This is a genomic window from Ruegeria sp. BI12, from assembly GCF_056537985.1.
Window position 1 is genome coordinate 1,191,289 of the sequence record NZ_JBQFSL010000002.1, and the last position, 26,142, is coordinate 1,217,430.

Annotated in this window: 31 protein-coding genes; 10 read left to right on the forward strand and 21 right to left on the reverse strand. The window is 53.0% G+C overall.

From position 1 onward, the window contains the following. Window positions 1–141: 141 nt before the first annotated feature. On the reverse strand, window positions 142–1,095 hold the full coding sequence (locus ACR0AK_RS18510) for an SDR family oxidoreductase (protein WP_480794456.1): 954 nt from the start codon (window positions 1,093–1,095) through the stop codon (window positions 142–144). Between the two features lie 168 nt (window positions 1,096–1,263). On the opposite strand from ACR0AK_RS18510, the gene ACR0AK_RS18515 reads away from it, so the two are divergent. The 4 genes from ACR0AK_RS18515 (at window position 1,264) to ACR0AK_RS18530 (ending at window position 5,569) form a co-directional block, all read left to right on the forward strand. Continuing rightward, complete coding sequence (locus ACR0AK_RS18515; protein ID WP_480794457.1) at window positions 1,264–2,157, forward strand: AraC family transcriptional regulator; 894 nt, start codon at window positions 1,264–1,266, stop codon at window positions 2,155–2,157. Window positions 2,158–2,664: 507 nt separating this feature from the next. After that, the gene (locus ACR0AK_RS18520) at window positions 2,665–3,408 is read left to right on the forward strand and encodes an amidohydrolase family protein (protein ID WP_480794458.1); all 744 of its coding nucleotides are present in this window, start codon (window positions 2,665–2,667) and stop codon (window positions 3,406–3,408) included. A 14-nt stretch (window positions 3,409–3,422) separates the two neighbouring features. Continuing rightward, window positions 3,423–4,439, forward strand: a complete 1,017-nt coding sequence (locus ACR0AK_RS18525) for an amidohydrolase family protein (RefSeq protein WP_480794459.1) — start codon at window positions 3,423–3,425, stop codon at window positions 4,437–4,439. A gap of 428 nt (window positions 4,440–4,867) precedes the next feature. After that, entirely contained in the window at window positions 4,868–5,569 is a 702-nt protein-coding gene (locus tag ACR0AK_RS18530; protein WP_480794460.1) for a hypothetical protein, read from the forward strand. Window positions 5,570–6,041: 472 nt separating this feature from the next. Here the strand turns inward: ACR0AK_RS18530 and ACR0AK_RS18535 are convergent, their stop codons facing one another. Continuing rightward, window positions 6,042–6,740 carry an MOSC domain-containing protein gene (locus tag ACR0AK_RS18535; protein WP_480794461.1) on the reverse strand — a complete coding sequence of 233 codons (699 nt, stop codon included), beginning with the start codon at window positions 6,738–6,740 and terminating at the stop codon, window positions 6,042–6,044. Then, the gene (locus tag ACR0AK_RS18540) at window positions 6,737–7,243 is read right to left on the reverse strand and encodes a MarR family winged helix-turn-helix transcriptional regulator (RefSeq protein ID WP_480794462.1); all 507 of its coding nucleotides are present in this window, start codon (window positions 7,241–7,243) and stop codon (window positions 6,737–6,739) included. Before ACR0AK_RS18540 ends, ACR0AK_RS18535 begins: the two co-directional genes overlap by 4 nt. A 126-nt stretch (window positions 7,244–7,369) precedes the next feature. Here ACR0AK_RS18540 and ACR0AK_RS18545 point away from each other — a divergent pair, with 126 nt between their 5' ends. Together ACR0AK_RS18545 and ACR0AK_RS18550 are read left to right on the forward strand one after the other, a co-directional pair. Further along, window positions 7,370–8,119, forward strand: coding sequence for a hypothetical protein (locus ACR0AK_RS18545; RefSeq protein ID WP_480794463.1), 750 nt, complete (start codon window positions 7,370–7,372; stop codon window positions 8,117–8,119). 58 nt (window positions 8,120–8,177) lie between these two features. After that, window positions 8,178–8,702 (forward strand): redoxin domain-containing protein, encoded by a 525-nt coding sequence (locus tag ACR0AK_RS18550; RefSeq protein ID WP_480794464.1) that lies wholly within the window; start codon window positions 8,178–8,180, stop codon window positions 8,700–8,702. 169 nt (window positions 8,703–8,871) lie between these two features. Here ACR0AK_RS18550 and ACR0AK_RS18555 read toward each other — a convergent pair whose 3' ends face one another. Further along, window positions 8,872–10,332, reverse strand: coding sequence for a catalase (locus ACR0AK_RS18555; protein ID WP_480794465.1), 1,461 nt, complete (start codon window positions 10,330–10,332; stop codon window positions 8,872–8,874). Between the two features lie 96 nt (window positions 10,333–10,428). On the opposite strand from ACR0AK_RS18555, the gene ACR0AK_RS18560 reads away from it, so the two are divergent. Continuing rightward, entirely contained in the window at window positions 10,429–11,373 is a 945-nt protein-coding gene (locus ACR0AK_RS18560; protein ID WP_170560684.1) for a hydrogen peroxide-inducible genes activator, read from the forward strand. Window positions 11,374–11,463: 90 nt separating this feature from the next. Here the strand turns inward: ACR0AK_RS18560 and ACR0AK_RS18565 are convergent, their stop codons facing one another. The 7 genes from ACR0AK_RS18565 to ACR0AK_RS18595 all read right to left on the reverse strand — a co-directional run bounded on the left by ACR0AK_RS18565 (window position 11,464) and on the right by ACR0AK_RS18595 (window position 16,358). Then, window positions 11,464–11,829 carry a c-type cytochrome gene (locus ACR0AK_RS18565; RefSeq protein WP_170560685.1) on the reverse strand — a complete coding sequence of 122 codons (366 nt, stop codon included), beginning with the start codon at window positions 11,827–11,829 and terminating at the stop codon, window positions 11,464–11,466. A gap of 39 nt (window positions 11,830–11,868) precedes the next feature. Then, complete coding sequence (locus tag ACR0AK_RS18570; RefSeq protein WP_480794466.1) at window positions 11,869–12,396, reverse strand: hypothetical protein; 528 nt, start codon at window positions 12,394–12,396, stop codon at window positions 11,869–11,871. Between the two features lie 13 nt (window positions 12,397–12,409). After that, window positions 12,410–13,225 (reverse strand): formate/nitrite transporter family protein, encoded by an 816-nt coding sequence (locus ACR0AK_RS18575; RefSeq protein ID WP_170560687.1) that lies wholly within the window; start codon window positions 13,223–13,225, stop codon window positions 12,410–12,412. A 6-nt stretch (window positions 13,226–13,231) separates the two neighbouring features. Continuing rightward, a complete protein-coding gene (locus tag ACR0AK_RS18580; protein WP_480794467.1) occupies window positions 13,232–13,792 on the reverse strand; it encodes a hypothetical protein in 561 nt (186 codons plus the stop codon). Continuing rightward, window positions 13,789–14,229 (reverse strand): SCO family protein, encoded by a 441-nt coding sequence (locus ACR0AK_RS18585; RefSeq protein WP_480794468.1) that lies wholly within the window; start codon window positions 14,227–14,229, stop codon window positions 13,789–13,791. The genes ACR0AK_RS18580 and ACR0AK_RS18585 overlap by 4 nt, the downstream gene beginning before the upstream one ends. Window positions 14,230–14,387: 158 nt before the next feature. Continuing rightward, window positions 14,388–15,848: a cbb3-type cytochrome c oxidase subunit I gene (locus ACR0AK_RS18590; RefSeq protein ID WP_480794469.1), complete on the reverse strand. Its 1,461-nt coding sequence runs from the start codon at window positions 15,846–15,848 to the stop codon at window positions 14,388–14,390. Beyond that, window positions 15,849–16,358, reverse strand: coding sequence for a cupredoxin domain-containing protein (locus tag ACR0AK_RS18595; RefSeq protein ID WP_480794470.1), 510 nt, complete (start codon window positions 16,356–16,358; stop codon window positions 15,849–15,851). A 106-nt stretch (window positions 16,359–16,464) separates the two neighbouring features. On the opposite strand from ACR0AK_RS18595, the gene ACR0AK_RS18600 reads away from it, so the two are divergent. Beyond that, a complete protein-coding gene (locus ACR0AK_RS18600) occupies window positions 16,465–16,929 on the forward strand; it encodes an RrF2 family transcriptional regulator (RefSeq protein WP_170560692.1) in 465 nt (154 codons plus the stop codon). Between the two features lie 184 nt (window positions 16,930–17,113). Here ACR0AK_RS18600 and ccoP read toward each other — a convergent pair whose 3' ends face one another. From ccoP to ACR0AK_RS18645, 9 genes are all read right to left on the reverse strand, one after another. Further along, window positions 17,114–17,980: a cytochrome-c oxidase, cbb3-type subunit III gene (gene ccoP / locus ACR0AK_RS18605; RefSeq protein WP_480794535.1), complete on the reverse strand. Its 867-nt coding sequence runs from the start codon at window positions 17,978–17,980 to the stop codon at window positions 17,114–17,116. Further along, window positions 17,977–18,144, reverse strand: a complete 168-nt coding sequence (locus ACR0AK_RS18610; protein ID WP_480794471.1) for a cbb3-type cytochrome c oxidase subunit 3 — start codon at window positions 18,142–18,144, stop codon at window positions 17,977–17,979. The genes ccoP and ACR0AK_RS18610 overlap by 4 nt, the downstream gene beginning before the upstream one ends. Continuing rightward, window positions 18,141–18,872, reverse strand: coding sequence for a cytochrome-c oxidase, cbb3-type subunit II (gene ccoO / locus ACR0AK_RS18615; RefSeq protein ID WP_480794472.1), 732 nt, complete (start codon window positions 18,870–18,872; stop codon window positions 18,141–18,143). The genes ACR0AK_RS18610 and ccoO overlap by 4 nt, the downstream gene beginning before the upstream one ends. 6 nt (window positions 18,873–18,878) lie before the next feature. After that, window positions 18,879–20,501 (reverse strand): cytochrome-c oxidase, cbb3-type subunit I, encoded by a 1,623-nt coding sequence (gene ccoN / locus ACR0AK_RS18620; RefSeq protein ID WP_480794473.1) that lies wholly within the window; start codon window positions 20,499–20,501, stop codon window positions 18,879–18,881. Further along, window positions 20,491–20,781 carry a TehB family protein gene (locus ACR0AK_RS18625; RefSeq protein ID WP_480794474.1) on the reverse strand — a complete coding sequence of 97 codons (291 nt, stop codon included), beginning with the start codon at window positions 20,779–20,781 and terminating at the stop codon, window positions 20,491–20,493. The genes ccoN and ACR0AK_RS18625 overlap by 11 nt, the downstream gene beginning before the upstream one ends. Then, window positions 20,778–21,521 (reverse strand): DUF2189 domain-containing protein, encoded by a 744-nt coding sequence (locus ACR0AK_RS18630; RefSeq protein ID WP_480794475.1) that lies wholly within the window; start codon window positions 21,519–21,521, stop codon window positions 20,778–20,780. Before ACR0AK_RS18630 ends, ACR0AK_RS18625 begins: the two co-directional genes overlap by 4 nt. Next, window positions 21,518–21,937 (reverse strand): group III truncated hemoglobin, encoded by a 420-nt coding sequence (locus ACR0AK_RS18635; RefSeq protein WP_480794476.1) that lies wholly within the window; start codon window positions 21,935–21,937, stop codon window positions 21,518–21,520. Before ACR0AK_RS18635 ends, ACR0AK_RS18630 begins: the two co-directional genes overlap by 4 nt. A gap of 103 nt (window positions 21,938–22,040) precedes the next feature. Then, a complete protein-coding gene (locus tag ACR0AK_RS18640) occupies window positions 22,041–22,937 on the reverse strand; it encodes a catalase (RefSeq protein ID WP_480794477.1) in 897 nt (298 codons plus the stop codon). 152 nt (window positions 22,938–23,089) lie between these two features. After that, a complete protein-coding gene (locus ACR0AK_RS18645; protein WP_480794478.1) occupies window positions 23,090–24,046 on the reverse strand; it encodes a catalase in 957 nt (318 codons plus the stop codon). A gap of 96 nt (window positions 24,047–24,142) precedes the next feature. Between ACR0AK_RS18645 and ACR0AK_RS18650 the strand changes: the two genes are divergently transcribed. Next, window positions 24,143–24,601, forward strand: coding sequence for a MarR family winged helix-turn-helix transcriptional regulator (locus tag ACR0AK_RS18650; protein WP_480794479.1), 459 nt, complete (start codon window positions 24,143–24,145; stop codon window positions 24,599–24,601). 205 nt (window positions 24,602–24,806) lie between these two features. On the opposite strand, the gene ACR0AK_RS18655 is transcribed toward ACR0AK_RS18650, so the two are convergent. Then, window positions 24,807–25,370: a hypothetical protein gene (locus tag ACR0AK_RS18655; RefSeq protein WP_480794480.1), complete on the reverse strand. Its 564-nt coding sequence runs from the start codon at window positions 25,368–25,370 to the stop codon at window positions 24,807–24,809. 52 nt (window positions 25,371–25,422) lie between these two features. Between ACR0AK_RS18655 and ACR0AK_RS18660 the strand changes: the two genes are divergently transcribed. Beyond that, window positions 25,423–26,049 carry a TetR/AcrR family transcriptional regulator gene (locus tag ACR0AK_RS18660; protein WP_480794481.1) on the forward strand — a complete coding sequence of 209 codons (627 nt, stop codon included), beginning with the start codon at window positions 25,423–25,425 and terminating at the stop codon, window positions 26,047–26,049. Window positions 26,050–26,142: the final 93 nt, after the last annotated feature.

Below are 26,142 nucleotides of genomic sequence, written 5' to 3' on the forward strand. Positions count from 1 at the left end.
GGGTGTCCGCTTCTGGCTGTCACCAGTCGATAAAGACTGCTGCCTAGAACGGCAGCACTGAGCCGATTCTACTAAATTCAGCACGGTGCACGAATTTCCGATGGTGGGTGAAACTTCACAAGCCGCACGGGACCCTTTGGATCAAATCTCCCACTTCAAGCCTACTTCTTGTTCAGTGACCTCCCAAAGCCTTGCCATGACGGTTTTGTCATACGCGTGTGGGTTCAATGTACCCTTGCCGACCGGGCCAACGGCTTCAAGGCGACCCGTTGGTCCGTAGAGCGCGCGTTGTTCGGTCAAATTCTTTTCGGCGGCGCACATGACTTCGGGATAGGACCCTTGCTCGGCGGTCTGAACCATCGGTGTTTTGGTCATGAGCCACCAGATGAATCGCATCGTCCGGCTGCCACTTGTGCTGATCAGTGACGTTGCCGACGAGCCGGGATGGCAGACATAGACTTCGACCTCGGTGCGCCTTGCGGCGGCAAGCCTGTCTTGTAGTTCAAAAGCGAACATCATTTGTGCCAGCTTGCTTTGCGAGTATGCGGTGTTAGGCCCGTAACCCTCTTCCCAGTTCATGTCGTCGAACTTGATCGTCTTCAGGCCCATGTTGTAACCGAGACTTGCGACAACAACGATCCGACCTTTCGAGGCTTCGATACGCTCAAACAGAAGACCACAGAGTAGGAAGTGGCCGTAATGGTTGGTGCCGAGCTGGCTCTCGAACCCATCCTCTGTCAGCTTGCGGGTTGGCACCTGCGCGATCGCAGCATTGCAGATGAGCGCATCGATCCGGGGAACAGAATTCAGAACTTCTTCCGCAGCTTCGCGTACGCTTGCGAGCGAGGCCAGATCCATGCGAATGAAGCTCACTTCCGCCTCGCTGCCGAACTCACTTTTCAGGTCCGCAACAGCTGCCTGAGACTTCTCAAACGAGCGGTTCAACATCACGACCTTGGCGTTCATTTTTAGGAGCGTCCGCGCGGCCTGGAACCCGGCACCGGCGTTGGCACCCGTGATGAGGTAGGTCTTGCCGGAGAGGTCGTCGAGGCGCTCGGGCATCCAGCCTTTGGGTCCGAATGTGGTATCTGGCATCTTTTGTCTCCTATCTGCGTTGGCGCGGGGACCGAGTGAATTATGTTTCGCCTAAGAAATGCAGATAGCTCTCACCAGAACGCGAGAACAGGCGAGATCATCGCAAATACTTGCCCGATTGTATCAAGGTAGTTGCCTGCATCGATCTGGAGCCATTACATCTCTCTTATGAGCAAGGATCAGATCAAGCAAATCATCGCAGGCCGAACCGAAACGGACGGCTTGACCGAGACGGGCATCAAGGGTGTACGGCTGTTTCGCGCCACGCGTTCAATCCCCTGTGTTCCAGCCGTTTACGAGCCCTGCATCGTAGCCATCGTGAGTGGGGTGAAGGAAGCCGTACTGGATGGCAGAAGATACGAATACGACAACAGTCAATATCTCTGCTGCCCAATGTCGATGCCGGTCAAGGCCGGGACGCCTTTGGCCTCGCATGACCTCCCACTCTACGGGGTCATGATCACTCTTGAGCAACGCGCTATGACCGAGCTGGTGATGGAGATGGAAAATGCAGGGGGCATTCTTCCTTCGGTCAAAGGAGAACTGCGGGAGCCGGGAATTAGGCTCGCGAGATGGGACGATGGGTTCACTGAAGCGATGCTGCGGCTACTGCGGCTCGGAGACAGCGAGACGGATACAGCAATTCTTGGCGAGGCGCGATTACGTGAGGTGCTCTATGCGATCCTGAGGGGAGAGGCTGGCACCTTCGCACGGCAAGCATTTGGTGCAGGCAACGCTATCGCACGTTCAATTGCGCATGTGTCCTCACACTTGGATACGCCGATCTCGATAGAGGATATGGCAAGTCGAGCGGGCATGAGCCGGGCGGTCTTCCATCGCAAATTCAAGCAGGTCACGACGATGGCACCAATCCAATTCGTCAAGACGATGCGCCTCAACAACGCCGCCATGAAGATCGCGGGCGGGATGCCTGTGAACGAAGCCGCAATGGACGTTGGTTACGTCAGCCCGTCCCAGTTCAGTCGCGAGTTTAGGCGCATGTATGGGCAATCGCCGAGGCAATGGGGTGAGGCACAGAAACTACTGGTCAAAGTTGCTTGAGGCTGACTTACGTGAGCAGAGCGGACATTAGAGCCACCGCAGCGAACGGAAGCTTTGTCCGCTTATTTGCTATTTTCCGCCTGGTTTTAAATGTCCGGCATGCGCAGTTTCAGAACCTTCTGCACGAGCAAAAAACTCAATGTAGGTTGAAGCGCTCGGAGCGGTCATTCGATCCGATCTGACGAACGGCTGCCATGCGGACTTTGCTGCAACCAGCGACCAACTCTTTGATGTCTGTTCTCAGCTCAAAGCAGAAGGCAAAAAAAACGTTCAGATTGAGGAAAGCTGACCCTCGTCGACCCGGACCTGAATGATCCACTCGCGGACATAGCGGGTGTAAACTCCAGAGGTGAATTGTATTTTTTTAGTTTACTAATGGCATCAAGATATTCAACGCTGTGCATCAAATGGGGCGCGTGCATTGCTTGGAAGCTTGCTTGAGAGACCCGTTCAGCCAATCCTTGAGTTATCAAGGATAAATGTTTGTACAATGAATGGATCGCACCCATGACCTTTTCTTTTGGCTTCCTTTCAGCGTCCGTTGCATCAATCGCCCTTGCGGCGACAGCGGTAAACGCGCAAGCCGCTGACACCATTTACACCAATGCGCAGGTCTATACGGTCAACCCTGATCAAGAATGGGCCGAGGCGTTTGCCATTGAGGATGGACGTTTTGTTGCTGTCGGTTCAGCTGAAGAAGTCGCTGCACTGGCTGGGGACGACACTGAAACGATCGACCTTGCGGGTGCGATGGTCTTGCCCGGCCTTTATGACATCCATGTTCATTTCCGCAATTGGTATGTTGCCGCAGCGTTGTCTGACGAGGCAATCACACTGCCCGGCGATGCTGATCCGGAAACAGCAGCAGAGTTAATTCGCGAATTTGTAGCTGCACGACCAAACCTCGAACTCCTTTTTGGAAATGGATTGGCCAACGAACTGTTTGACGGAGAACCGGACACCGCCTGGCTTGACGAGGCAGTCTCTGACATTCCGGCCTACATTATCACCGCAACCGGGCACGAGGCAGTGCTGAATACACCGGCGATGATCGATAGCGGTATTAATGCTGATACGCCGGACCCACGGAACGGGATCATCGTACGGGACCCTGAAACCGGAGAAGCAACAGGCTACATGAAAGAGGCCGCGATGGGTCTCTACGCGATGCCATTTCTTCGTAGTCTCGAACTTGATACCCACGTTGACGGCACAAGGGACGTGTTACACTTGCTTGCCTCGATGGGGTGACATCTGCCAGGAACATGCACAGCGAATTGATTAATGTTCAGGCACTACATCAGCTTGCGACATCCGAAGGTCTTCCGATCAGGGTTAGTATGGCGTGGACCTACGATTCTCCGACGCGCGCCTATCAATCTGTCGAAGATCAACGTGCGGCAATTGACAAGTTTCAAGACTTTATCGCACCGCGGCTCGACCCAACCTTTATAAAGGTCAATATCGATGGCATCCCGACTGAGACCGGTGCGATGCTGGAACCTTTCCTGACGAACAACTCGGAAGTGGAACAGTCCCAGTCTGACGCGGGTTCACAGTATGATCCACTTGCTTCTGGTCAGGGGGACTACGGACTGATCTTCTTCACCGAAGACGAACTTGTGGCCGACATCATACGATTTGAAGAACAAGGCATGAAAGGCATGGTCTTCCACACTGTGGGTGACCGCGGCGCTCGGCTTGTTCTGGACGCAATGGAGACCGCACGGGATCAACTGGGTGAGTTGAAAGGCCGCTACCAGCTTGCTCACTCGTTTTTCATATCCGAAGAAGACATGTCTAGACTGGTGGAACTCGATCTGACCCCGGAGTTCTCGCCCGTTCTATGGTTTTCGAACCCTCACAACGATGTCGTCAACCGCGTGGTTGGCCCGGAACGCGCGCAAAGGGTTTTCCCAATGCGCTCGGTCGCTGATGCCGGAGGACGGGTGGTTATCGCGTCTGATGGTCCGCTGTTCATGCAAACCCCATTGGCATCGATAGAGGCGGCCGTGACCCGTATCGATCCTGTGGCCGACACGAGTCCACCCGATCCTGCAGTGGGCCAAGCGATCTCGCTAAAGCAGGCAATTGATGCACGCACAATCAACTCTGCATACTTGGATTTTGCGGACGAGAAGCTTGGATCGATCGAAAAAGGCAAGCTTGCCGATTTCATCGTGCTTGACCGCAACCTATTTGAAATCCCGATAGCGGAAGTCAGTGAGGCGCAGATATTAAAGACGTTTGTCGAAGGCGAAGCGGTTTTTGAAGCTAACTGATTTTTTTTGACCTGTGATTATGCAGTTCAATAGCGCCAAGGCTCGTAAAATAAGCCCAAGGTTTGGGCTTTCTCGCAGGCTCCAGAGCCATGCGTTTGCGAGCCTTCATGGCTCAATTTAGCTAGCACGACCGCCAGCATAAGTGTTCGCTTCAGGGCAAGCCTTCAACAATGTAATGTTCGCTTTCTGCTGCCACACCATGCAGCATTGGTCGCAAAGGGCTCTAGGCAGATGTTCGGTAAATTTAAAAAATTGGCTGCTAAGCGGACAAAAGCTGCCGTCGATTGTTCAATACGATTGGCAGTCAAGAAGCCTAGTCAGTGGGTACTCTGAGAAAACCACTATCGCACCTTCTTCACTTTCTGGGTTGTGCTTTCGATCCCAACGAGTGTCTCATCGGATTGTAATGTGTTCATTGGATCTTAGCCGTGTTCGAAGCGCCGACATACCTCGCGATAGCATCGATTGCAGTCATCGGCACTGTTCACGTTTTCTGCGTGTCTTTTTTCCGGAAATTCCCCGCCCGGGCAAGCTGGCTATCTGATTTTTCATCTGGGATCGGACTTGGCTATGCTTTCCTTTTCTTGCTGCCAAAAATCGGTGAATTGTCGGCCGATTTAGCTGCAAACGGGAAATGGGAAAACTCGCTGTTCGGTTATTCGCTGCTAGGATTTCTCATTTATTACTTGCTGGAAACCCGTCGCGATATGGGGACCGATAACAGGTTGTCACTTGGCTTGGACACAGTGGCACTCGGAACCTATAACTGCTTGCTTGCCATTACAGTTATGCAAGCAACCTCAACTTCGCCTGAACTGTACGTCATTGGAACGTTGGCCTATTCGCTGCATTTATTTGGAGTGAATATTTATCTCTACAAAACTCATCCAAGACATATGTCTGGATGGCTTCGCGCATACTTTGTCGCGTCGCTTGCAATCGGCATATTGATCGGTCTCAACACGGACAAAAGTAGCATGATCTATTCAATTGCGACTGGGTTGACAGGGGGCGTGATCATAGCCCTGTCTCTTCGGGTAAAACTGCCCAACCGTTCGTCAATGAACACAAAGGCTCTTTTGATTGGTGTGGTTTTTGCTGCGGTTGCAGTAGTCGTAACCCGGTACTGATCCAAGGACGCTATTTGGCTTGTCTTTGAGTTGTGGCGCCAGATGTTTTTCGACTTTTTTGTGAGAGACGGCTTCCGCCCTTCAAATCATCTTTGATTACTCACGTGAGCTATCAGGGTCACACAAAAACAAGCCTGAAGGCCGACCAATGAACCTTGAAATTGGTAAGGGGTCTGTCGTGAAAAGCAAATCTATGCGTAGTTTAACTGGAAATGTGGAAAGTCACTGATATTACACTTAATCGACAGCTAAAACTTCAGTAAATGAATGAATCCTATCATTCTATTTTGACCCAGTCGTCAAACTTTTCTAGCCCATGGCGATTAGTGGCATTTCCTTGACGCTGGAGTTTAAGCCTCACTATTAGCCGGCTCCGGCTACCGAATGACAAACAAGGATTTGACCGTAATGGAGTTACGATGGTCGCTAAGTTCGAGAAAATTTCGTTACGATTAAACGCGCGTTGGGTGTCTTATCCTGAGCCTCCAAGCCTTGCCGATGTATCCTCCTTGGCGTTGCCCTCAGCCATTCTGGCAAAGGCTTGTCGCCAACCTTCAGCAAGTTCTTTCATCTGAGACAAAACCTCGGCATCTTCCGGCGATATGCGACGAGTCAGCCGTGCGCGTGTGACAGCCAATACAGACCAATTGGGATTTGGCCTTTCAGCCAAGGCAATCCGATCACCGGCGCCAACTTCGCCAGGTTCGAGCACGCGGTAGTACCATCCGGTGCGGCCCGTTTTCTGAAACTGATAAGGCATTTCCTTGCGTCCTGTATGTAGCCCAAGTTTCCAGCACGGCTGCCGCCCCTGGCTAATTTGAACTACCGCCGTCCCGAGTGACAGGATGTCCCCGATGCAAAGGTTTTCCTCGGTCAATCCCGTCGTAGAAATGTTCTCACCAAACGCCGCTGGCATTGTGCCGGGTGCCATTAGGCCTTCTGCTTGCCAAGCCGAATAGTGTTCAAAATCATAATGATGGATGGCTTTGTCTTCGCCACCATGCACGGTCAGGTCCGCCTGAGCATCCCCGGAAAATCCAAGCGAGGTAACGGCTTGCCGCGCGTCCACCCAGTCTTTCTGAATGGCAGACGGTGGTTTACCTTCCCAGCGATCTCTGATGGCCCCAAGGAAAATGCCGTCGATGATAGCCGACAGTTCAGGATGGTTCATCTAGCTTCCTCGTGCTCGATGCAGATCTTTTCTCTTTCGCCGGCCTCCAAGGAGACGCCCAATAATTTGCAAAAACCGCTGTTCGTCTTGCCGTCATGATGAGTGCAGGATTTGCATTGGCCGAATGATCGCCCTCCATTAGCCAGCAAGGCGAAGTTGAGGCCTTGCGTCAGGCCCTGTTCAAGCATGGCTTGGTTTGCTTTGGACATTTCTCCAATTGCCCGAGCAACAGGGTTTGGCTGACGTACGATCTCGGCCCCTTCTTTTGTGAGATCGTAGGAAATCGACCGCTGATCATGTTCTTTGCGGTGCTCTTCTACATAGCCTTTGCGCGCCAAAGCTTTGAGCGTCTGTGACATCGTTCCACGGGTTGTACCGATGTACTCTGCGACGTGCGACGGCGAGCGCGAATACATGTTGGCCTCTGCCAGGTACTCCAACGCCATCTTCTGGGTCGGATTCAAATCTCCTGCCCATCCTTCCGAAGCGTCGAGGCGCGCCATTCGATTGATCAGAGAGCGTATACGGTGGCTTGTGTTCATCACACATTTAGTAGCGAGTCGAAATTATAGTTGCAATGTGTTTTTTCGTATAGTAGCGACTCGCTATCTTATTAATTGGAGGCACTCATGAAACTCACCACGTTCACTTCAACACTTGCGTTGATACTTGGCAGCACCGCCCTTGCAGGGGGAGATCATGCCATTCATCAGGAGGGCGCGATCATGTCTTCTGCTGACGTCAGTAAAGTCGCGGATTTTGACATTCTGGCCGCACACGCGCACCGCAATGGAAACACGGTCACTTTTCACATGACAACGAATGGATCGGCTGGCGCCTCGGTTCCGGTGGCAACCGGAGAGGTCGGTGGATCAGACGTCTGGTCATATGTCTGGCCTACGTCTTTGGACCCTTCGGCCGTTGGGTTCGAAGGCGGCACAGGTATCCTTGCAATGGCCGCAACCAGTCATCCGGATTTTGATGACACACCGCTTTTTGACGAAAACGGCGACGGAGACCCGGCCAATGATGGCATCGAATGGCACAGCCACTGGGTTGTGTTGACCCCGACCGAAGCGTGCGGACCCGACGCGCTTGCCGTACGTGATATCCCCGAAGGTTCCACACCCAAGCTACCTGCGACATGGCCAGGGTTTCCGATCTTTCTGGACAGCCCAGGGTTTACACCGCTGTTCGACGGACCCGAAATTGTGGTGAACGCAGGCTTCGCCAGCGACGTTGAGCTGGATGGTGTCGCTTATGACGGCGTCACATCCGCCTTGAGGGTTAACGCGAATATCCATGCGCCCTTGCTTTGCGTCACAGATGTTTTCGACGTCGCTTCTGGCAACCTGAGCCTGCCGGGCAAACTTCACTGAATTTCGATCCTGCAGCCGCCGATCCCAAGGCAGCTGCTTGCTAAAGAGGACGAGGAAAATGCAATCACCTGAACTAGACGTGTCGGAATGGTTTAACACAGACACACCCCTGACTTTAGAAGGCTTAAAAGGACGGGTTGTCGTCCTTGAGGCATTTCAAATGTTATGCCCAGGATGCGTCCTGCACGGCATTCCCTTGGCACAGTCGATTCAGAAGATATTTCCTGAAGAAAAAGTAGCCGTGACTGGCCTGCACACTGTTTTCGAGCATCACGATGCTATGACGCCGGTGTCTCTGAAGGCTTTCTTACATGAATATCGCATCACCTTCCCTGTTGGCGTGGACAAACAGGGCGCAGGACCATTGCCAAACACGATGTCTCGCTTTGGTATGCGCGGCACACCAAGCCTTGTCCTGTTGGATCAGGCGGGGCAGATCGTTGCGCATCACCTTGGCCAGGTTTCTGAACTGCAGTTGGGATCAGAGATTGGCGGCCTTCTGACGCGAGGCGCAGTATCGGTCAAAAGCGGCCCCGTAACTGTCGGTCAAAGTGAAGACACAGCAGGTCGCTGCATTGTCTGAACGGGCCATGGTGCCCAGACATCGGAACAAAACCCGCCATTGGCGGTCGCAAGAACCCGGCTTTGGCTACCACAGCGACAGGAAACCCAAAACCGCTATGCGTCGTTCGTTCATGAACGCCACACGGCATCGCGCAAGTTCCCGAAGGTCGGGAACTTGCCAATTGATTTTACTCAGGAGGGTCACGCTCGATGCTCAAACCAAGTGCCTTTGCGACGCCGGCGCCATACGCGGGATCTGCCTTGAGGCAATTCGATATGTGGCGGATCTGGATTTCCTTCCTTGCAGCTCCAATCGCGCGCGCGGTGTTTTCGAACAGCACTTTTTGCTGCTCCGGTGTCATCAGGCGGAACAAATCACCGGGCTGCGAGAAATAGTCATCATCCTCGCGGTGGTTCCAGTGATCCGCAGCACCTTCGATGGACAAAGGTGGTTCAGAGAAATCCGGTTGCTCGGACCATTCTCCATGCATGTTGGGTTCATAGCCAATCCGAGATCCGGCATTGCCGTCGACTCTCATCGCTCCATCACGATGATAGGAATGATACGGGCAGCGAGGCGCATTGACCGGGATCTGGGAATGATTGACACCCAACCGATACCGCTGAGTGTCGCCATAGGAAAACAGACGCCCCTGCAACATCTTGTCCGGCGAAAAGCTGATGCCAGGCACGATTGTCGAGGGTGCGAAGGCCGCCTGTTCCACCTCGGCAAAGTAGTTCTCGGGGTTCCGGTTCAATTCCAGTTCGCCAACCTCAATCAGCGGATAGTCCCCATGCGGCCAAACCTTGGTCAGATCGAATGGGTTGAGGTGATAAGTCCCCGCATCCTTCTCGGGCATGACTTGGACATAGAGCGTCCATTTAGGAAAATCGCCGTCTTCGATAGCGTCATAAAGATCACGCTGATGGCTTTCACGATCGCCGGAAATGATCTGCGCAGCTTCCTCGTCGGTGAGGTTTTTGACCCCTTGCTGGGTTTTGAAATGGAACTTGACCCAAGAACGTTCGTTACCCGAGTTGATAAAGCTGAATGTGTGGCTACCAAAGCCGTGCATGTGTCGGTAGGTTGCAGGAATCCCCCTATCAGACATGACAATCGTTACCTGCAGCAAAGCTTCCGGAAGGCTGGTCCAGAAGTCCCAATTGTTATCCGCACTACGCATGTTCGTTCGCGGGTCACGTTTGACGGCATGATTAAGATCGGGAAACTTCAGCGGATCGCGAAGGAAAAACACTGGAGTATTATTCCCAACCAGGTCCCAATTGCCCTCTTCGGTGTAGAACTTTACCGCAAAGCCTCGGATGTCCCGTTCCGCATCCGCTGCGCCGCGTTCTCCTGCAACGGTCGAGAAACGCAGGAAGAGATCAGTCTTCTTGCCAACATCAGAGAACAATTTGGCGCGTGTATAGCGGGTGATGTCGCGGGTCACAGTGAGTGTGCCGTAAGCGCCGGACCCCTTGGCATGCATCCGGCGTTCGGGGATCACTTCGCGATCGAAATGAGCCATCTTCTCGAGGAACCAAACATCCTGAAGCAGCGCAGGGCCGCGCGGCCCCGCAGTCAGAGTGTTTTGGTTGTTGGGCACTGGCGCGCCAAACGCAGTGGTCAGCTTCGGTTTGCTCGTCATGTCAATCTCCTGAGTTGGTATTGGCAGGACAAAACCGAAAACGGCCAATTTACTCCAACTTATATAAATTATCCGATGGATAATCAGAGGTGATGCATGGTCAGAAGAACCTCAGTCGCCGGTCTTTCACTCAGAGATCTTGAGTACATTCAGAGCATTGCCGAAGAAGGTCATTTTGGCCGGGCGGCTGATATCTGTGGGGTTTCACAACCTGCAATCAGTCAACAGGTATTGAAGCTAGAGGCCCGACTTGGATTCTCGATTTTCGAACGTCAGGGACGGCATGTCTCTTTGACCCAAAATGGCCGGATAGTTCTACAAAAAGCAGAAACCCTTCTGACAGAGGCTCGAGAACTGTTGGAATTGTCGCTGAGCCTGAGTGACAATCTGGAAGGTGAACTAAAATTTGGAGTGCTTCCAACGCTTGGGCCATACCTGCTCCCGCTCATCTTAAAGTCTCTCAAATCGGCTTATCCCAAGTTAAGACTGTCACTGTTCGAAGAACCCACGCATGTTCTAGAAGAGATGCTTACCAATCGGGCGCTGGACGCCGCGCTGATCGCAACCGACCCGAAACAGCCTGCACTAAGTTCGCTTCCGCTGTTTAATGAACCATTTGTTTTTGCCTGTCCCAAAGATCTGGATCTCAAACCCAATGAAACGGTTCGCTGGTCCAAGGTTTTATCATCACAGCTCGTTCTTCTTTCTCAGGAACACTGTCTACGGGATCAAACCGTTGCGTTTTGCGACCGGATTGACCGACCAGGACAAAGAGTGGCCAGCAGTCTTGAGATGCTCCGGCAAATGGTCGCGCTGGGAGAGGGTTGCGCGCTTTTTCCGGCATTGTCTGTGAGCGGCCCCGACCGTTTCGGCGGCCTTGCAACAATACATCCCATTGCGGACGGGGTGTTTGGCCGTTCTATCAGACTGACATGGCGCGATAGTGATCCGCGTGCGGGATCGCTTGAACATTTCGGGACTTTCATTCAGACCCTTATGGCTGCCCCGGAAATGTCGCGGTATTTGAACGGAAAAGCTTAGAGCCTGACCAACCAAACCACGGAGAAGGCAATTTAGCGTTTCTTTGAGGGCAAGCATGTAAGTCGCCATCAAAGAAACGCCGTTGGTCTGTCACTGCAGGGATTCCAAATAGGCCAGCAAGTCTGAGATTTGCTCCGGTTTCTTTATACCGGGGAAGGACATTTTCGTGCCCGGCAGGTATTTTTTGGGAGACGCGAGAAACCCGGATAAGTGTTCTTCATCCCAAACAAATCCGGCTTCCCCGATCGCTGTCGAGTATTTGTAACCTTCAACAGCGCCAGCTTCTCGGCCCCAAACACCAAACATCGTTGGGCCCACTTTTTTCTTACCTTCGTCAACTGCATGACATGCGGCACATTTTTTGAAGACTTTTTCGCCTGCCGCTGCGTCGCCTTCTGCGGCAACGCTTTGAGCACCCGCCAGCACTAATGTGATAACCACAAGAACACCTCTCATGAGATCATCCCTTCCTTTTGATTGCAGATAGTTGAGAGTTCAGACTTGGACCGAAACTGCGGTCGGTCTTGTTTTTCGGAACAGGCCTCTCATTTCCCGAATGCCTGCCCAAAAAAGAAAACCGATCTTCAGAAATTCAGACGCGACGTAGAGCAGATGCAATGAACTGTCCTCGACTGGTTGACCCGCGATGATCAAAAGCGTCCGCGCGTTCAGCAAAGGTAGGAGCCAAAGCCTTTGAAATCCGAACACGCATAGCGCGGAAATTAATGGCAACGACGGTTTCTGTCGGAATGACAGAAGAAGAACTGCAATCAACAGCGCGCAAAACGCTTCGAATACGCCAATCCACATGAACTGCATCCGCCCAACGTCCAAGGCGACCGGCAATGTCAATGACGGGGCTTGGAACTTGGCCGGAGCCGCTATCAAGTTACCGCTAATTGCAGCGCCCATCCAAAAATAGATAATCGCAATCATTGCAATGCGAGCGGCCTCAAAAAGATGCTCGGCATGGGACTGTCGGTTCGTAGAGACAGAGTTTTTGACAGGTTGTGTCACGCTCATGATCACGCCCTCATTAGACAGGATGTTTGGTTGACGCGGGCGTCGCGACATCCTTAACCGTGGGCTTAGACGCCGCTCGCCAGTAGCCGTAGCCCATGATCCCGGCGCCGGCGAATGCGTTGCCCAAGGTGACATACGTCAAATTGTGGGCGGCTCCGGCCAAGGTGACGCCGTCGGGGTGATCTGAGAGCAGCGCCAGTGAAAACACGGTCATGTTAGCAACGCTGTGTTCAAACCCCGCAGCGATAAAGGCATACAGGCACCAGAAGATGACGATGCATTTGGTAACGTCGTCATTTGCGCGTGCCGAACACCACAAGGCGAGACAAACCAGCCAATTGCAAAGGATCGCTTTGGCGAACAGTTCCAACTCGGTGCCGTGCATCTTCTTGGTGGCCACCTTGTAAATCAAAGCGTCTTCGCCTGCTGCCAAGATAAGTCCACCGCCGCCCGCGACGAATAGCAATGCCAGCAATATGGCCCCGATCAGATTTCCTGCCCAACTAACGAACCAGCACCGCAGCACGTCCGACCACGCAGTACTTTTGGCAAGCAATCCGTGCGTCATGTACATGGTGTGGCCCGTGAACAGCTCAGCCCCGGCAAAGACCACTAGTGTCAGGGCTATGCCGAAGCTAGCCCCCATGACGATGGGACGGATAGATGGTTCCGCGCCCTGCCCAACAGAAAAAATCAGCAAGATACCGGCACCGACAAAGGCCCCAGCTTTCAAGGCGAGGATCAGAAATGCAATGGGATCAGACCGTAGGCTGGCGCCTTTCTTTTGCGCCAGTTCCGCGAATCCGATGACTGAATCAGCATAGGTCATTGCACTTTACACCCCACAGCTTGCGTAGCCGGTCGAATTCGACCTGCGGCTACATGAATTTCCAAACAGGATTGGGATGGCCCAGAGACAGGCCAGACCAGCACCGAGGTAGAGAAAGGCCGTGCCCAGATCCTGCTGAGCGGAAAGCAGATAAGAATTGCAAATCCTGATCGGCGCGTGCGTGTACAGAAAGCCCAGCACACCCAACATCGACAGCGCATTCGCCTTCAGGAACCCCCGCAGGACCGGACCCAACCAGGGCCATGATAGTCTCAGGGGTACGCCCAGCATTAGCGGCAAGCTCAGGTATTTGACCGTTTCACCCGGTAATGTCAGCGCCCAATCGACGTTTCGGGGCAGCATCCAGAATAGAAAGACCGTCAAGGCAACAAACAGCAATGGAACCGCCAAGTCTTGCCGAATTTGCCTGTTCCAGACCAACAAAACCCCGGCAAGAACCAGCAATGGCATTTGCACCAAGACATGCCGGATCGGGCTTTCAATAACCGCATACCGAAGAGCAACGGCCTCGGCCGCCGCGAGTAAGGCAAGGCCAAGCAACTTCATGAGCTGCGCTCCTCCAAATGGGCCAGAACGGCGTCGATCGCATCGGTGTCAAACACCGCCGAAAAGCGTCCATCGCCGTCAATCATATGGATTGCCGCATTGTGCTGAAATCCGCCCCATTCATCGGGAATGACTGTTACGTCGAACAATTCCAACAACAACGGCAGGTCTTCTGACATCGGGCGGGCGACAGTCCACATATTGCCATCCACCTCGTGGGCTTCTCCGTAAATCGCCATCTGCTCCGGCGTGTCCCGCTCGGGATCAAAGCTGACCGAGATCATCCGGACGGGCACTTCACGCACCTCCAATTGATCCCTGATCGTGGCAAAATCCGCCGCTGCAACCTGACAAATGTCGCCACACACAGTGTAGATGAACTCGACCAGAACCACCTCGTCGCCTTGCGGCAACAGGGGCACCAACTGACTTGACATATCTTCCAATTGCAGGGCGGGAACTGGACGTGGTGCGCGTACCACATCCAATCTCCGTGCGGCTTCGCTGGTGAAAGCCTGCCCTCTGTCTGTGGCATGCCAAAGAGTTCCCAGACCGATGCTCGCGACCAGAACCGAAGGGAGAACACGAACCAACATCAGTGGTTACTTCGACCAAGACGCAAAACAAAGCGCAGAACAAAAGCCAATGTTGCCAGCACAATCAGCACACTGAACAAAGTACCGATACGGTCATGGGGCAGCCATTCTTCATAGTGCACTGCCCAGCGACGGGGGATCGAAGCCGCGCCAGAGAACAGAAACACCGTCACAAAACCTGCGGCACCCGCGAGGTAGGTCACAAATGCAACACGGTCCAGCCCGCTCATCTGGGCGATGGTTTTGCCACGGACCAGCCAGGCCATGAAACCAAAAGCCATCGCCACTTCGCCCAACAGCAGGTAGGTGTGGAAATGCCCCGGGACCCACATTGTATTGTGCATCACCTTGTTCACGCTGATCATCCCGTCGATAGACGCGGGGATCGACCCTACAGACCAGCCTGCCACAGACAAAACCAATAGCGAGGACGTCAGATCCCAGGTCATTTTCGAGCCGCGCACGTACAGGAATGTAGAGAACGCCGTGACCGCGATGAGGGGAATGCCGCTGAAGTACGAGACCAATTGTCCAACCACCAGCATCCATGGTGGCATGACAACATCTTGCAGCAGATGGTGCCAGTAAACGGCCATTACGAAAATCAGTACGGCATTCCAGGCTATCGCAAAAAGACGGTTCGATTTCCAAGGCTTGCCGGTGTATTCCGGCAGGATTTCATAAACCGCGGTCACCGCCATATAGATCGAAGCATTGATGAAAACGTGGCCAAAGAAGTAGATCAGGTTCTTGGCCAAAAGCGCGTTTACTTCAAATCCTGGCACCAGCAGGTGGACAAGGCTCGCCACCAATACTGCCGCACCAAGTATGATACCGATCGAGTTGAAAATAGTCACCGCAGCTGCTGCGACGATCGTTGGTGGTGGAGGGTTTTTGTCCTCGCGCCCAAGGATTAAGTTCCAGCCCAGCGCTCGTACAAGGCTACCATAGCGGGCATGAATCTGGCGACCGAGCTCCAGATAGTACAACAGAAAGCCAACGCCGATCGAAACATATCCAAGCAAAAACGCAGCCGCTGCACCCGCCTCCCACGCTCCGCCGGAAATTGCGGGTAGCGGATACAGGAATGTCCATGCGCCACCATATCCACCAATAAAAATCGAACTCAGGATTAAGGCGACGCCCAATAGAAATAGCGCAAGGAAAGCCCAGAATATTCCAGCCGTCAGAACAATGTGACGTCCGCAAAAGTACCACATGATCGCAGCGCCAGACAGTGCGGCCGTTCCTACCATCCCTGCGCCATGGGCCGTCAGCAACTGGTAAAACAAAGCCGGATCCACTTCGATCCATTGGCCCTGTGCCGCGCGCATGATCAAGCCAAAGACCATCATCAAGGCAAAGACCGCGCCAGAGAGGATCATGGTAAGCTTAACTGCCCCGGCCTGGGGTTCAGTGGCGTTTGATTTGTCCGCGACAAGTTCAGATACAGCGCTCATTTATTCCTCCACCGCGACGACTTCGAATTCGTTGACCATGTCCTGATGCGCCACCCCGCAGAACTCCATGCACAGGACTTGGTAAGTGCCGGGTTCATCGAACGTGTAAGAAACTTCGGTTGTGTAACCGGGGATCACCTGGACCTGCGTCAGAAGGCGTAGGTCTGAAGTGTAAATCCCCAATCCGTGGGTAACATCTTCGGTCGTGGCGCTAAAATTGATGGGCGTTCCAGCAGGGATCTCAACTATGTCGATATCCCACCACCACTGCCCACTAGTGATAGAAACGGTGATGGCGTCGTCTGTACTGGCCAAAGCATGCGGCCATGGTCGTAATGAGCCGACTGCCACGACTACTCCAACAATCATCATTGCCCAGATCAAGCCTGCACGTTTCGAGTTCGACTTAGGTCCGGGTTCCGGCCCGTTCGAGGCACGCGCAGCCAACCAGAAGACAAGTGACAGCGCAGCCATCAGGATCAACGAGATCAAAAGTACAACAGGCTGCATGAGCCATCTCCTTTATTAGGCATCTATAATACCTATTAAAATTGTTGGAAAAAGATGTCAACAAAATAGGCATTTTCAAAGCTTATTTTTTATGGGAGATATAGCTATGCAAATTACAAAGTTCTCCGACTATGCCTTGCGCATCCTGATCCACCTCGCCACCCATGAAGAAGGGTTAATGTCGACCCGTGAAATCGCGGCGATGCAGAACTTACCCTTCAATCACCTGGCCAAGATCTCCCAGTGGCTCACACACGAGGGCTATGTAGAATCGGTGCGTGGACGTAACGGGGGCATGCGTATGGCCTTACCTCCTGATGCGATATCGATTGGCGGCCTGCTGCGTAAATCCGAACGCGGAACCCCTTTGGTGGAATGCATGAAGGAAGACGGTGGCTGTTGTGTGATGACGCCCGCTTGTGGGTTGCTACCAATTCTGAACGAAGCTCAGGAGGCGTTCTTTGCTGCCTTGGATAGCAAGACATTGCAGGATGTATTAGAAGGAAATCGCGGAATGAAAAACTTGATCCGGGCGCTAGAAGTTAGCCATGCACTGGCTTCAGATCATTAATACGCAAATTGAAATCGTATAAAATCACGATTTTCATTTAGCTGCGCCCGGCAGTATACCTTCAATCGCCTGCCCGTCCCATGCCTCGAATGCCATGGAAAGATGCCATGCCTTGAATCCGATGTACCCAATCACCAGGAGCAGGATCATCAGGTACATTGCCCTGCGGAATCTTAGGTTTTCTTCAGCTTGGTGCATCTTCTGAATTCCAGAGTAAGTACAATGTCAGCATTCGGATCTGAGCGTCACTCAAGCGTCCGTCCCACGCCGGCATCACACCTTGTCGACCAAAATAGATGCTGTGATAGATAGCGTCCCGGTCGCCCCCATAGATCCAACTTTCATCACCCAAATCCGGCGCGCCGATTTTATAGCCCCCGCGGCCGTCATCACCGTGACACGCCGCGCAATTTTCTTCGAAAACCAATCTCCCATTTTCGGCCACCGCCGCATCATGCTGTCGTCCAGACAGAGACAAGACAAATTCCGTGACCTCCTTGACCTGCTGCTTATCGATCATCCCATCCGCACCAAAGGCAAGCATCTGTGCGATCCGTGTATCGTCATGCTGCGCATTGATCCCATATAGAATAGTCGCCTCTATCTCTTCCGGAGAGCCTGACCAAAGCCAATGACCATCCGCCAGATTGGGAAAGCCGACCTGCCCTATAAGGTCATTCCGGTGACAAGCGGCACAATTGTCGGCGTAAAGCTTGGAAATCGACGCGCTATACCGCGCCTCAAGCGCGGGGTCTGCGGCCAGTTCCTCAATATCCCCGAGTGCGAAGGGCGCGAACGTTACCTCTCGATCTGCATCAGCTTGCAAAAGTGCCGTCGTAACTTCGGCGCGCGAGGAATAGCCAAGCATTCCCTTCGCGTAGTCACGCACACTCGGGAAAGATGGGTAAAACACCCAATACAGCGCTGCTACGAAAATACTGATCCAAAGCGCCCATCGGGCAGCCCAGGGAACGGGTGTGTCCAGCTCTTTGATGCCGTCCCATTCATGGCCTGTCAGATCGGTGCCGGAAACGGGATCCTTTTCCTTCATCGCCACGGCTGATCCTCCCGACTGTCCAATGGGGATTGGGCGGCATCGTCGTAAACTTTCCGACGCGAGGGCCAATAAGTCCAAATCGCTGCAGCTAAAAAGACGACCAGCAGGTAGATTGCGCCCCAAGTCTTGGAGAAGACGAGAACTGTATCATGTGTCATCGTTGGACCTCCTCAAGGTTCAACGAGTCCAGATCGGCTAATGTGCCGAGAACCTGAAGATAGGCCACAAGGGCATCCATTTCCGTCAGCTTGCCCGGTTGCCCGTCATAATCCCGAACCTGAACATTTTCCCCGTAACTTGCCTGCAACTCCCCTTCAAAGTACTGCTCAGCATCCGCCTGCCACGCGGCGTCCATTTCGGCGTTTTGGATCTGGGCGTTCGTATAAGGCACACCAGCCCGGCTGAGCGCTGTCAGCGAGGCAGGTAAATGCCCAGTCGCAAGGCGCGTCTCGGACAAAAAACCATAGCCCGGCATGATAGACCCCTCGACCAGCTCTCGCGGCGCTTCCAGATGCGCTACATGCCATGCATCGGAGTATTTGCCGCCAATGCGCGCCAAGTCCGGCCCTGTACGTTTCGAACCCCATTGAAACGGATGGTCATACATGCTTTCGGCAGCCAGACTATAGTGCCCATAGCGTTCGATGTCCGACCGTAGGGTTCGGATCATCTGACTGTGGCAGGCATAGCAGCCCTCGCGCACATAGATATCGCGCCCGGCAAGTTCCAGCGGCGTGTAAGGCCGCATGCCTTCGACCTTTTCCACCGTGTTTTCGATCGTGAACAACGGCGCGATTTCGACAATGCCACCGATCGATGCAACCATCAGGATTGCCATTGCAAACCCAAGTGAATGGCGTTCGAGTTTTTGGTGCTGAGTGCTCATCGGGACTTACTCCGCCGGCTGCTGGATCAAAGGTCCAGCTTCCCGGGTTTGGGCGATCTTCGGCCCGCTCACAGTCATGTAGATGTTGTATGCACCGATGCAGGCTCCGATCAGATACAACAGCCCTCCTATCGCGCGGGCGACATAGTAGGGATGCATCGCGATCACGCTGTCGAGGAAGGAATAGAGGAAAGCGCCGTCCGCATCATAGGTCTGCCACATCAGCGATTGCGTGATGCCGCTGTTCCACATCGCGCCGACGTAAATCAGCGTTCCGCTCAGGGCGAGCCAGAAGTGCCAGGCTTCCAGCCGCAAGGAATATACGCCTTCCCGCTTCCATATCCAGGGCACCAATTTGTACAGGGCACCAAAGGTGATGAAGGCAACCCAACCCAAGGCGCCGGCATGAACGTGCCCAACCGTCCAGTCGGTATAGTGGCTTAGCGAGTTTACCGGGCGGATCGCCATAAACGAACCTTCAAATGTCGACAGCCCATAGAACAAAATTGCGACCATCATGAACCGGACCGCCGGGTCCGTCCGGACTTTATCCCAAGCCCCGTTGATCGTAAGGATGCCGTTGAACACAGAGGCCCAGCTGGGGACCAGCAGAATGATCGACATGGTCATGCCAAGATACTGAACCCAGTCAGGCAGGGCCGTATAGTGCAGGTGATGCGATCCGGCCCAGAGGTACAGAAAAGTGATCCCCCAGAACCCCACAATCGACATGCGGTACGAATAGATCGGCCGGTTCACAGATTTGGGCAGGAAGTAATAGAGCATCCCCAAGAACCCTGCCGTAAGCAGGAATCCAACTGCGTTATGCCCGTACCACCACTGCGTCATGGCATCCTGTGTTCCCGAAAAAAGCGAGTAACTTTTGGGGTATGCGATGGAGACGGGGACCGAGAGGTTGTTCACCGTGTGCAGCATCGCGATCACGACGATGAAAGCCAGATAGTACCAGTTGGCCACATAGATATGCGGCTCTGCCCGGCGCGAGAGGGTCTTTAGATAAAGCGCGAGGTACCCTACCCATACAACCAGCAACAAAAGATCCGCATACCATTCCGGTTCCGCATATTCCTTGGATTGGGTAATCCCCAAGGGGTAGCCGGTCGCCGCAAGGACCATGAAAAGGTTATAGCCCCAAAACACCATCCAAGGCAGTGTTTCACTGGCCAGTCTTGCCCGTGAGGTGCGCTGCACCACGTAAAATGAAGTCGCGATTAGTGCGTTGCCGCCGAATCCAAAGATTACCGCAGACGTATGTACCGGACGCAACCGGCCAAAATTCGACCAGAACACATCCCCGTTCAATGCCGGAAAGGCAAGCTGCCAAGCCAGAATGTCTCCAACGGTAAAACCGACCAAGGCCCAAAATAGCGCAGCTATTACACCGTAACGCGTGACCTGGTCGTTATACTCAAGCGGGATGTCCCGGACTTCTTCGCTCATTCGGGTGATCATCCAGAGCAACCCCCAACCGGCGAAGATGGCAATCATCCAACCATGGAGCACATAGGCAAGAGGTACACCCCAACCAAGAATGGCCACTCCGCCGACCAAAACAATGGCAAGGGCACACAGGACCAAAACGTTTTCGACGGTATTATTATTCGGCATCTGGACTCTCCTGCCGGTGAAAACGCACTTCGAATGTGACCTCCCCGATGGGGTTCACGGAGTGAGTTTCCTGAGGCGCAAAGACCGCCGTTTCGCCCGCAGCCAACACCAAGTCATCTTTGTTGTTCCGACGCAGCAAGAGTTGGCCCGATTGCACGGCCAACTGACCCCAGACACCGGCTTTCGTGCTGTGATCCTTGCGCAATTTTTCTGGCAGAGTGTCGTGCGTGAATTGTGAAGTCGCATAGTGCACCACGCCTTTCGGAAGGGCTTCTGTCATTTCGCGTCTCCAGGGAAAAGCTCGGCATAGGCATGCCAGGTTGAGTATCCCAGCAAAGGGAAAACTACGGCCAGTCCTATCAGACCTGTTAAAACCCCCAACAAAGTCAGCGCGGTAATCACACCGCCCCAACACAGGCAAAGTCGAAAATTGTGAGTGGTGGCATTAAAACTCAGCCCCATCGCTGAGAAGCCATCGATCTTGCGATCTACGAGCATCGGTAGCGAAAAGGCTGAGACAGCGAACCCCAAGGACGCAAACAATCCGCCGATCAAAGATCCAGAGATCAACAAAGCCCAGCCCGACGGTGTGCTGATCATCAGCAGTAGAGTATCAGCGAAGCCAGAGAACGGGCGCAGACCATATACGATGGCGAACATGATTGTCGCGGCACGTATCCAAGTCAGGGCAAACACCATGAGGATCGCGCCGACCAGAGCAATCTGACCTTTCGCGACGCCTGGTCCAGTGTCACCGTTCGCGATCGAATACAAACCAACGGTTGCAATGGGCCCAACAAGCATGCCACCAGCCAAAAGTGGCAGCAGAACCCAACCTTGACCACTGAATACAAGGCCCGCAACACACACCCATCCCAACAGAACAAGCGCGACGCCATAACATAGGGAATAAACAAGGTTCGCTTTGAAATCGCGCCACCCCGCTCGCAACCAACGCTTCACGACTTGGATCGGCGGCTCGGGAATGACCTGCGCTTTTGAATACAACGAAATGGTCATGACAACACCGGAGGGGCACCCGCCTCGCGACGAAAGTTTTCGATCCCAAAGGTCAAACCTTTACCAATCCGGTTGGCCAAATGTGTAAAAGCTTGGGCGGTATCTGGCTGCAAAACCTGATGCGCGGTTTTCTCAAACAGGTCGAGCCAAATGGGGAAATGCTCAGGAAGAACATCCGAATTCGCCAAATGTACCTGCATCGGATTTCCGGAATATCCAGGTTCCCTTAGGATCGCACCGCGCCAAAACGAAGCGATCTTTTCTTCATGAGCCTGCCAATCCTGAATGACCTCATTGAACACAGGTCCCAAGTCGGGATGTGCTCTTACCTGCACATAAAACCTGCAAACCAGTATCCCTATTTCTTCGACGGAAATTTCAAACATCTGTGGTTTGGAAACCGTTGCAGCTGACATCAGAATCTACTCCATTTCAGGCTCCTGTTTTGTCTCCAATAATAGGTATTGTCAATACCTATTATTGGAGACGCCAGCCCACCTGAGGAGCCCAACCGGCCCCTTAGACGGATCGCCTCGCCGCAGATTCCGCGTAGGCTCCACTTCGCAAGGAAAAAACGCCATCCAGGGGCGCTCGAACTCCTTCCGGCATGCGGGATGGGTCGAACACCTTTTTGGTGCTTTCTGCGCGATCATCCGGTAGCTCAACCTGAATTGTCCCAAGATCAACTGTGGTATGTGCCCCACCCCACGGCACAGTCGGATCAGACACGTTGTCAGAGTCGTTCGCGATCACCAACTTCAACGACCAGCGGGCGGGTCCATCGCAGAGCTTTTCCAGGAACCTGTCATGCAGAAAGTCATCCGCGAGGATTTCCACCTCTTCCTTGGTCAATCCCAATCGCCCACTCTCTGGCTCCAGCAGAATTCGGGCAAAGATATCCTTTCCAATCAAATCAAACCGATAGGCATGACCAGAATGGTAGCATTCGGACGAATAACAGCGGCAGGGCGCAACAGACTTAAGATATTGTTGATGCGGCACAGTATTGGGATTTGCCTCATTAAAGACTTCTACCAACTTAGGATCCGGAACACCGGTGTCCGGATCAGGAATACGCGCAGCAAGAAAAGTCCGGAATTGTGCAGCAGAGTTGGCAAAGAAGACTGGGTTGGAAATTAGCGTCAGAACCCAAGCTTCCGATCCTTTTCTGATCTCCAGTCCGATCCCACGCACCGTGGGGCTTTTGTCACTGATGCCCGGCTTTCCACCTCCAACGGAAAAACGCGCCGTAACCTTGCATTCATTTTTCAACATCGGGATCTGAACTCTCGACTCTTTCGCAGCAGGACAGAATCGTCCCTGTGCTGTAAACCCCTTTGCGTGTGACGCGCGGTAGCCATAGTGACGGCCAAACGTTCCATTCAATGCGTCGATCAGCTTTACTGCCTGTGACATGAGTTGCTCCTTGGTCAGTTATCGAGCAGGCAGGGAAAACCCTCTTAAAGAGGCTGTATTGCCCATGCATTTTGCTCATTGAGAATACGTATTTCCGGCAGCGCAGGGCATCACAGGAAATCAATTGATCCACTGGATTAGCGGATCCGAAGTTAATCTTTTTCAGACAACCGCGTTCCCACACCATGTGCGTAGATCAACGATCGCGCTTGCAACATAGGATCATCGGACGGAGCAAAGCCTTCGCTCAAGATCAGCGGGTCAAAGTTGATCTCGTCACAGCCCCCGTCGACTTCGGTCATCGCAGCATTCGCCGTGAAACGCGCCACAACAATTTCTATGTGATCGCCGGTCCACTGAACAGAGGGATCTACTACATTGTCATCAGTGTTGGCCAGAACGATAACCATATCCCAAGACACGCCACCATTGGCGATATTGGTTTGCATGTTTTCGATGAAGAAGTCGGGGTGGGTGTCAACAACGATACCCTGTTGCCCCGATGGTCGGAAATAGAACCGCATCGCAGTCTCTTGCCCCGCATCGTTCACAAGAATGAAAGAATTCACGCTGTAGTAGGTTGTACCCTCATGGGGTCGAAGCGACTTGTCCAACGCGCCATGATATTCGCTGTAGGCTTTCAATGAAGGATTGGCCGCCGCAAACGCCTTGGTTGCTTCCGCTCCTGCGGCCTTGGCACGCAAAAGTTCGATGAACGCTTCGCTCGTCGGCACCGGAAAGAAGTGTTCGGTGTTCATTGCAATCACGTGCAGGTCATCATCCGGCGTCGTGATCTCCATCGATAACCCAAGTAGCCCGTATTTGTTGTCGGCCGGGTCTGACTTTCCACCTTTATGCGACACTCGCGCAATAACCGAAGATTCAGTAGTGAACAAAGGACTATTGGAATATGCCTTGATTGCCTGATCTACCGGCGCAAACGTGCCCTCAACGCAAAATCCTTTGGTGTGGTTGCGACGTTTACCCTCAGTCACACCAAACAAGTTTTCGAAGGCGGCGAAACCCTTCTCAAAGTCGAAGCCTTCTTCAGCAACAACATCCGTCGCCGTCAAACATAACCCTATAGTCAATACGCTGCGTTTGATCATTGCATCCTCCTTTTGCTTTATTAGCTAGCTATTGCTTAGCTACCTAACTATTTGCAAGTAAAAACTTCATGTGCTAAAGTCAACAAGATCAAACCAATGAGAGTGGCCACCTTGTCCAAGACGAAAAAGTCAGAGACCGGCGGAGATGTTCGGCTGGACAATCAATTGTGTTTCGCGGTCTACGCCGCCTCGCATAAAATAGAGCAGCATTATCAGATGCTTCTAAAGGCCCAGGGGCTAACCTACACCCAGTACTTGGTCTTGATGGCATTATCCGAAGAAGATGGTGTTTCCATTTCTACTTTGGCGAAACGGCTTGACGTTTCCGGAGCGACGATGACGCCGTTACTGCGGCGCCTCGAAGAAAAAGACCTGTTGCGGCGTGAAACTCGGGACGGGAACGAGCGTCAAAAGATTGTCACTCTAACTGAAACGGGGCGCAGCATCTGGATAAAAAGCTGCGGAATTTCATCTGAAGTCTTTTCCCAAATTGGCCTTACTCAACATGAGGCAGACGACATCATACGAATTTGCAAGAAGATCGCAGGCAAGTAGTCCGTCATCGAAGTGCGAATGACATCTCAGATCTTCTTTTAAATTCTCCAAAATTTTTTTGAGCCCCCAAGCCAGTCCCCGCTCTTTGCTATGTGCACCGCAACTCTGACGAAAACGCTCCTGCTGTGCCAAACAATGAATTACGCGGTGGCGGTTTTATGTGAAGCGATCTTTGGTCTTTTTCATCACGGCCGCCCACGCCCAACTACCACTTAAACACGCGCCTCAAGACACGCAGGTTGCCACTCAGTTTGTTTCCGCCGAGATCACCCGCAAGCCTCTGGAGTACGTTGCCGAAATCATAGTTCGGGATTGCATCTTGCACGGCCTTAACCTGAGCCTTGCTCAAACCTTTCCGAATTTTGCCATCGGTTGCATCGATCCAATCGCCCTTACGAACGGCTTCTATGATACGCTGATTTGGCCCGCGATAGGGGAAAACCTTGTGATGCCAGTGAATCGCGTCCCGCAGTAAGTGAGGGTCGAACCCCCAGCCAAATTTATCGTTGTCTGCTAAGGCATGCTCTTCTGACGGCTCCAAATAGGCAAGCTCGTTTTCTGTCCAAAGGCCGATGTCGTGATAGACAAATGCGGTCTCGACCAAGGGTCTTGCCTCTTCATCACCTTCGAGAAAATGCATGGTATAGGTGATCACACGATACACGTGCCCCCGATACGCTGGGTAATCGTCGCCAATAATGTCGCGGTAAGGGGCAAACAGGCTTTCAACACGATCACTATGATCGATAATTTTTATCTCATCTGACATCTTGCTGGCTCACTTGGAATTGGCGGGCTTTAGTTGTAATCGGGTGATTACAATGACGCGCAACGGTAAGTCAACGGGTGATTACTTGAGTATTGAAATAGACCAACCAACCAAGTCCAGCGCGAAGAAGCGCAACCCAGCCGCAACCAAAGACGCTCTGCTTGATGCAGCGCGAACAGAATTTCAGCGGATAGGGTATGAGGCGGCAAGCACACGCAATATCGCGTCAGATGCCGGGTGCAATGCTGCGCTCATCAATCGTTACTTTGGCTCGAAGATCGGCTTATTCGAAGCTGTCATGGAAGAATGCATTGATCTTGCCCCCCTTAGCGGTTTGTCACCAAATGAGATGGTTGCGACCTTGGCCGACATCGCTTTGGGAAAAGCTGATCCAAACGATGACTTTGATCCTATGGTCATCGCTATCAAGTCTTCCGGCTCCGAGGAAGCGCACGACGTTATTCGCAACAAGCTCGGTAACCCGATGGTCAAGCAACTTGCTGCTTTGATCGGCGGCAACGACGCTGATCAAAAGGCTGGGATGTTACTCAGCATCGTCTCAGGAACGTTCGTTGGTCGTGTTTCAGTGGACGCCGACGCTCTATCGGCAGACAATGATGACGTTTTAAAAGTGTTGCTAAATGACGCGATGATGGCCGTTTTATTATCAGGATCGTGAACTAGTCCGGGCATGTGCTCTTCTGCTGCGAAACCGCCATTTTTGCGTGGTGCAGCATCGGAAATATCGGGCTTGAAGCCGAGCTCGGAGGCG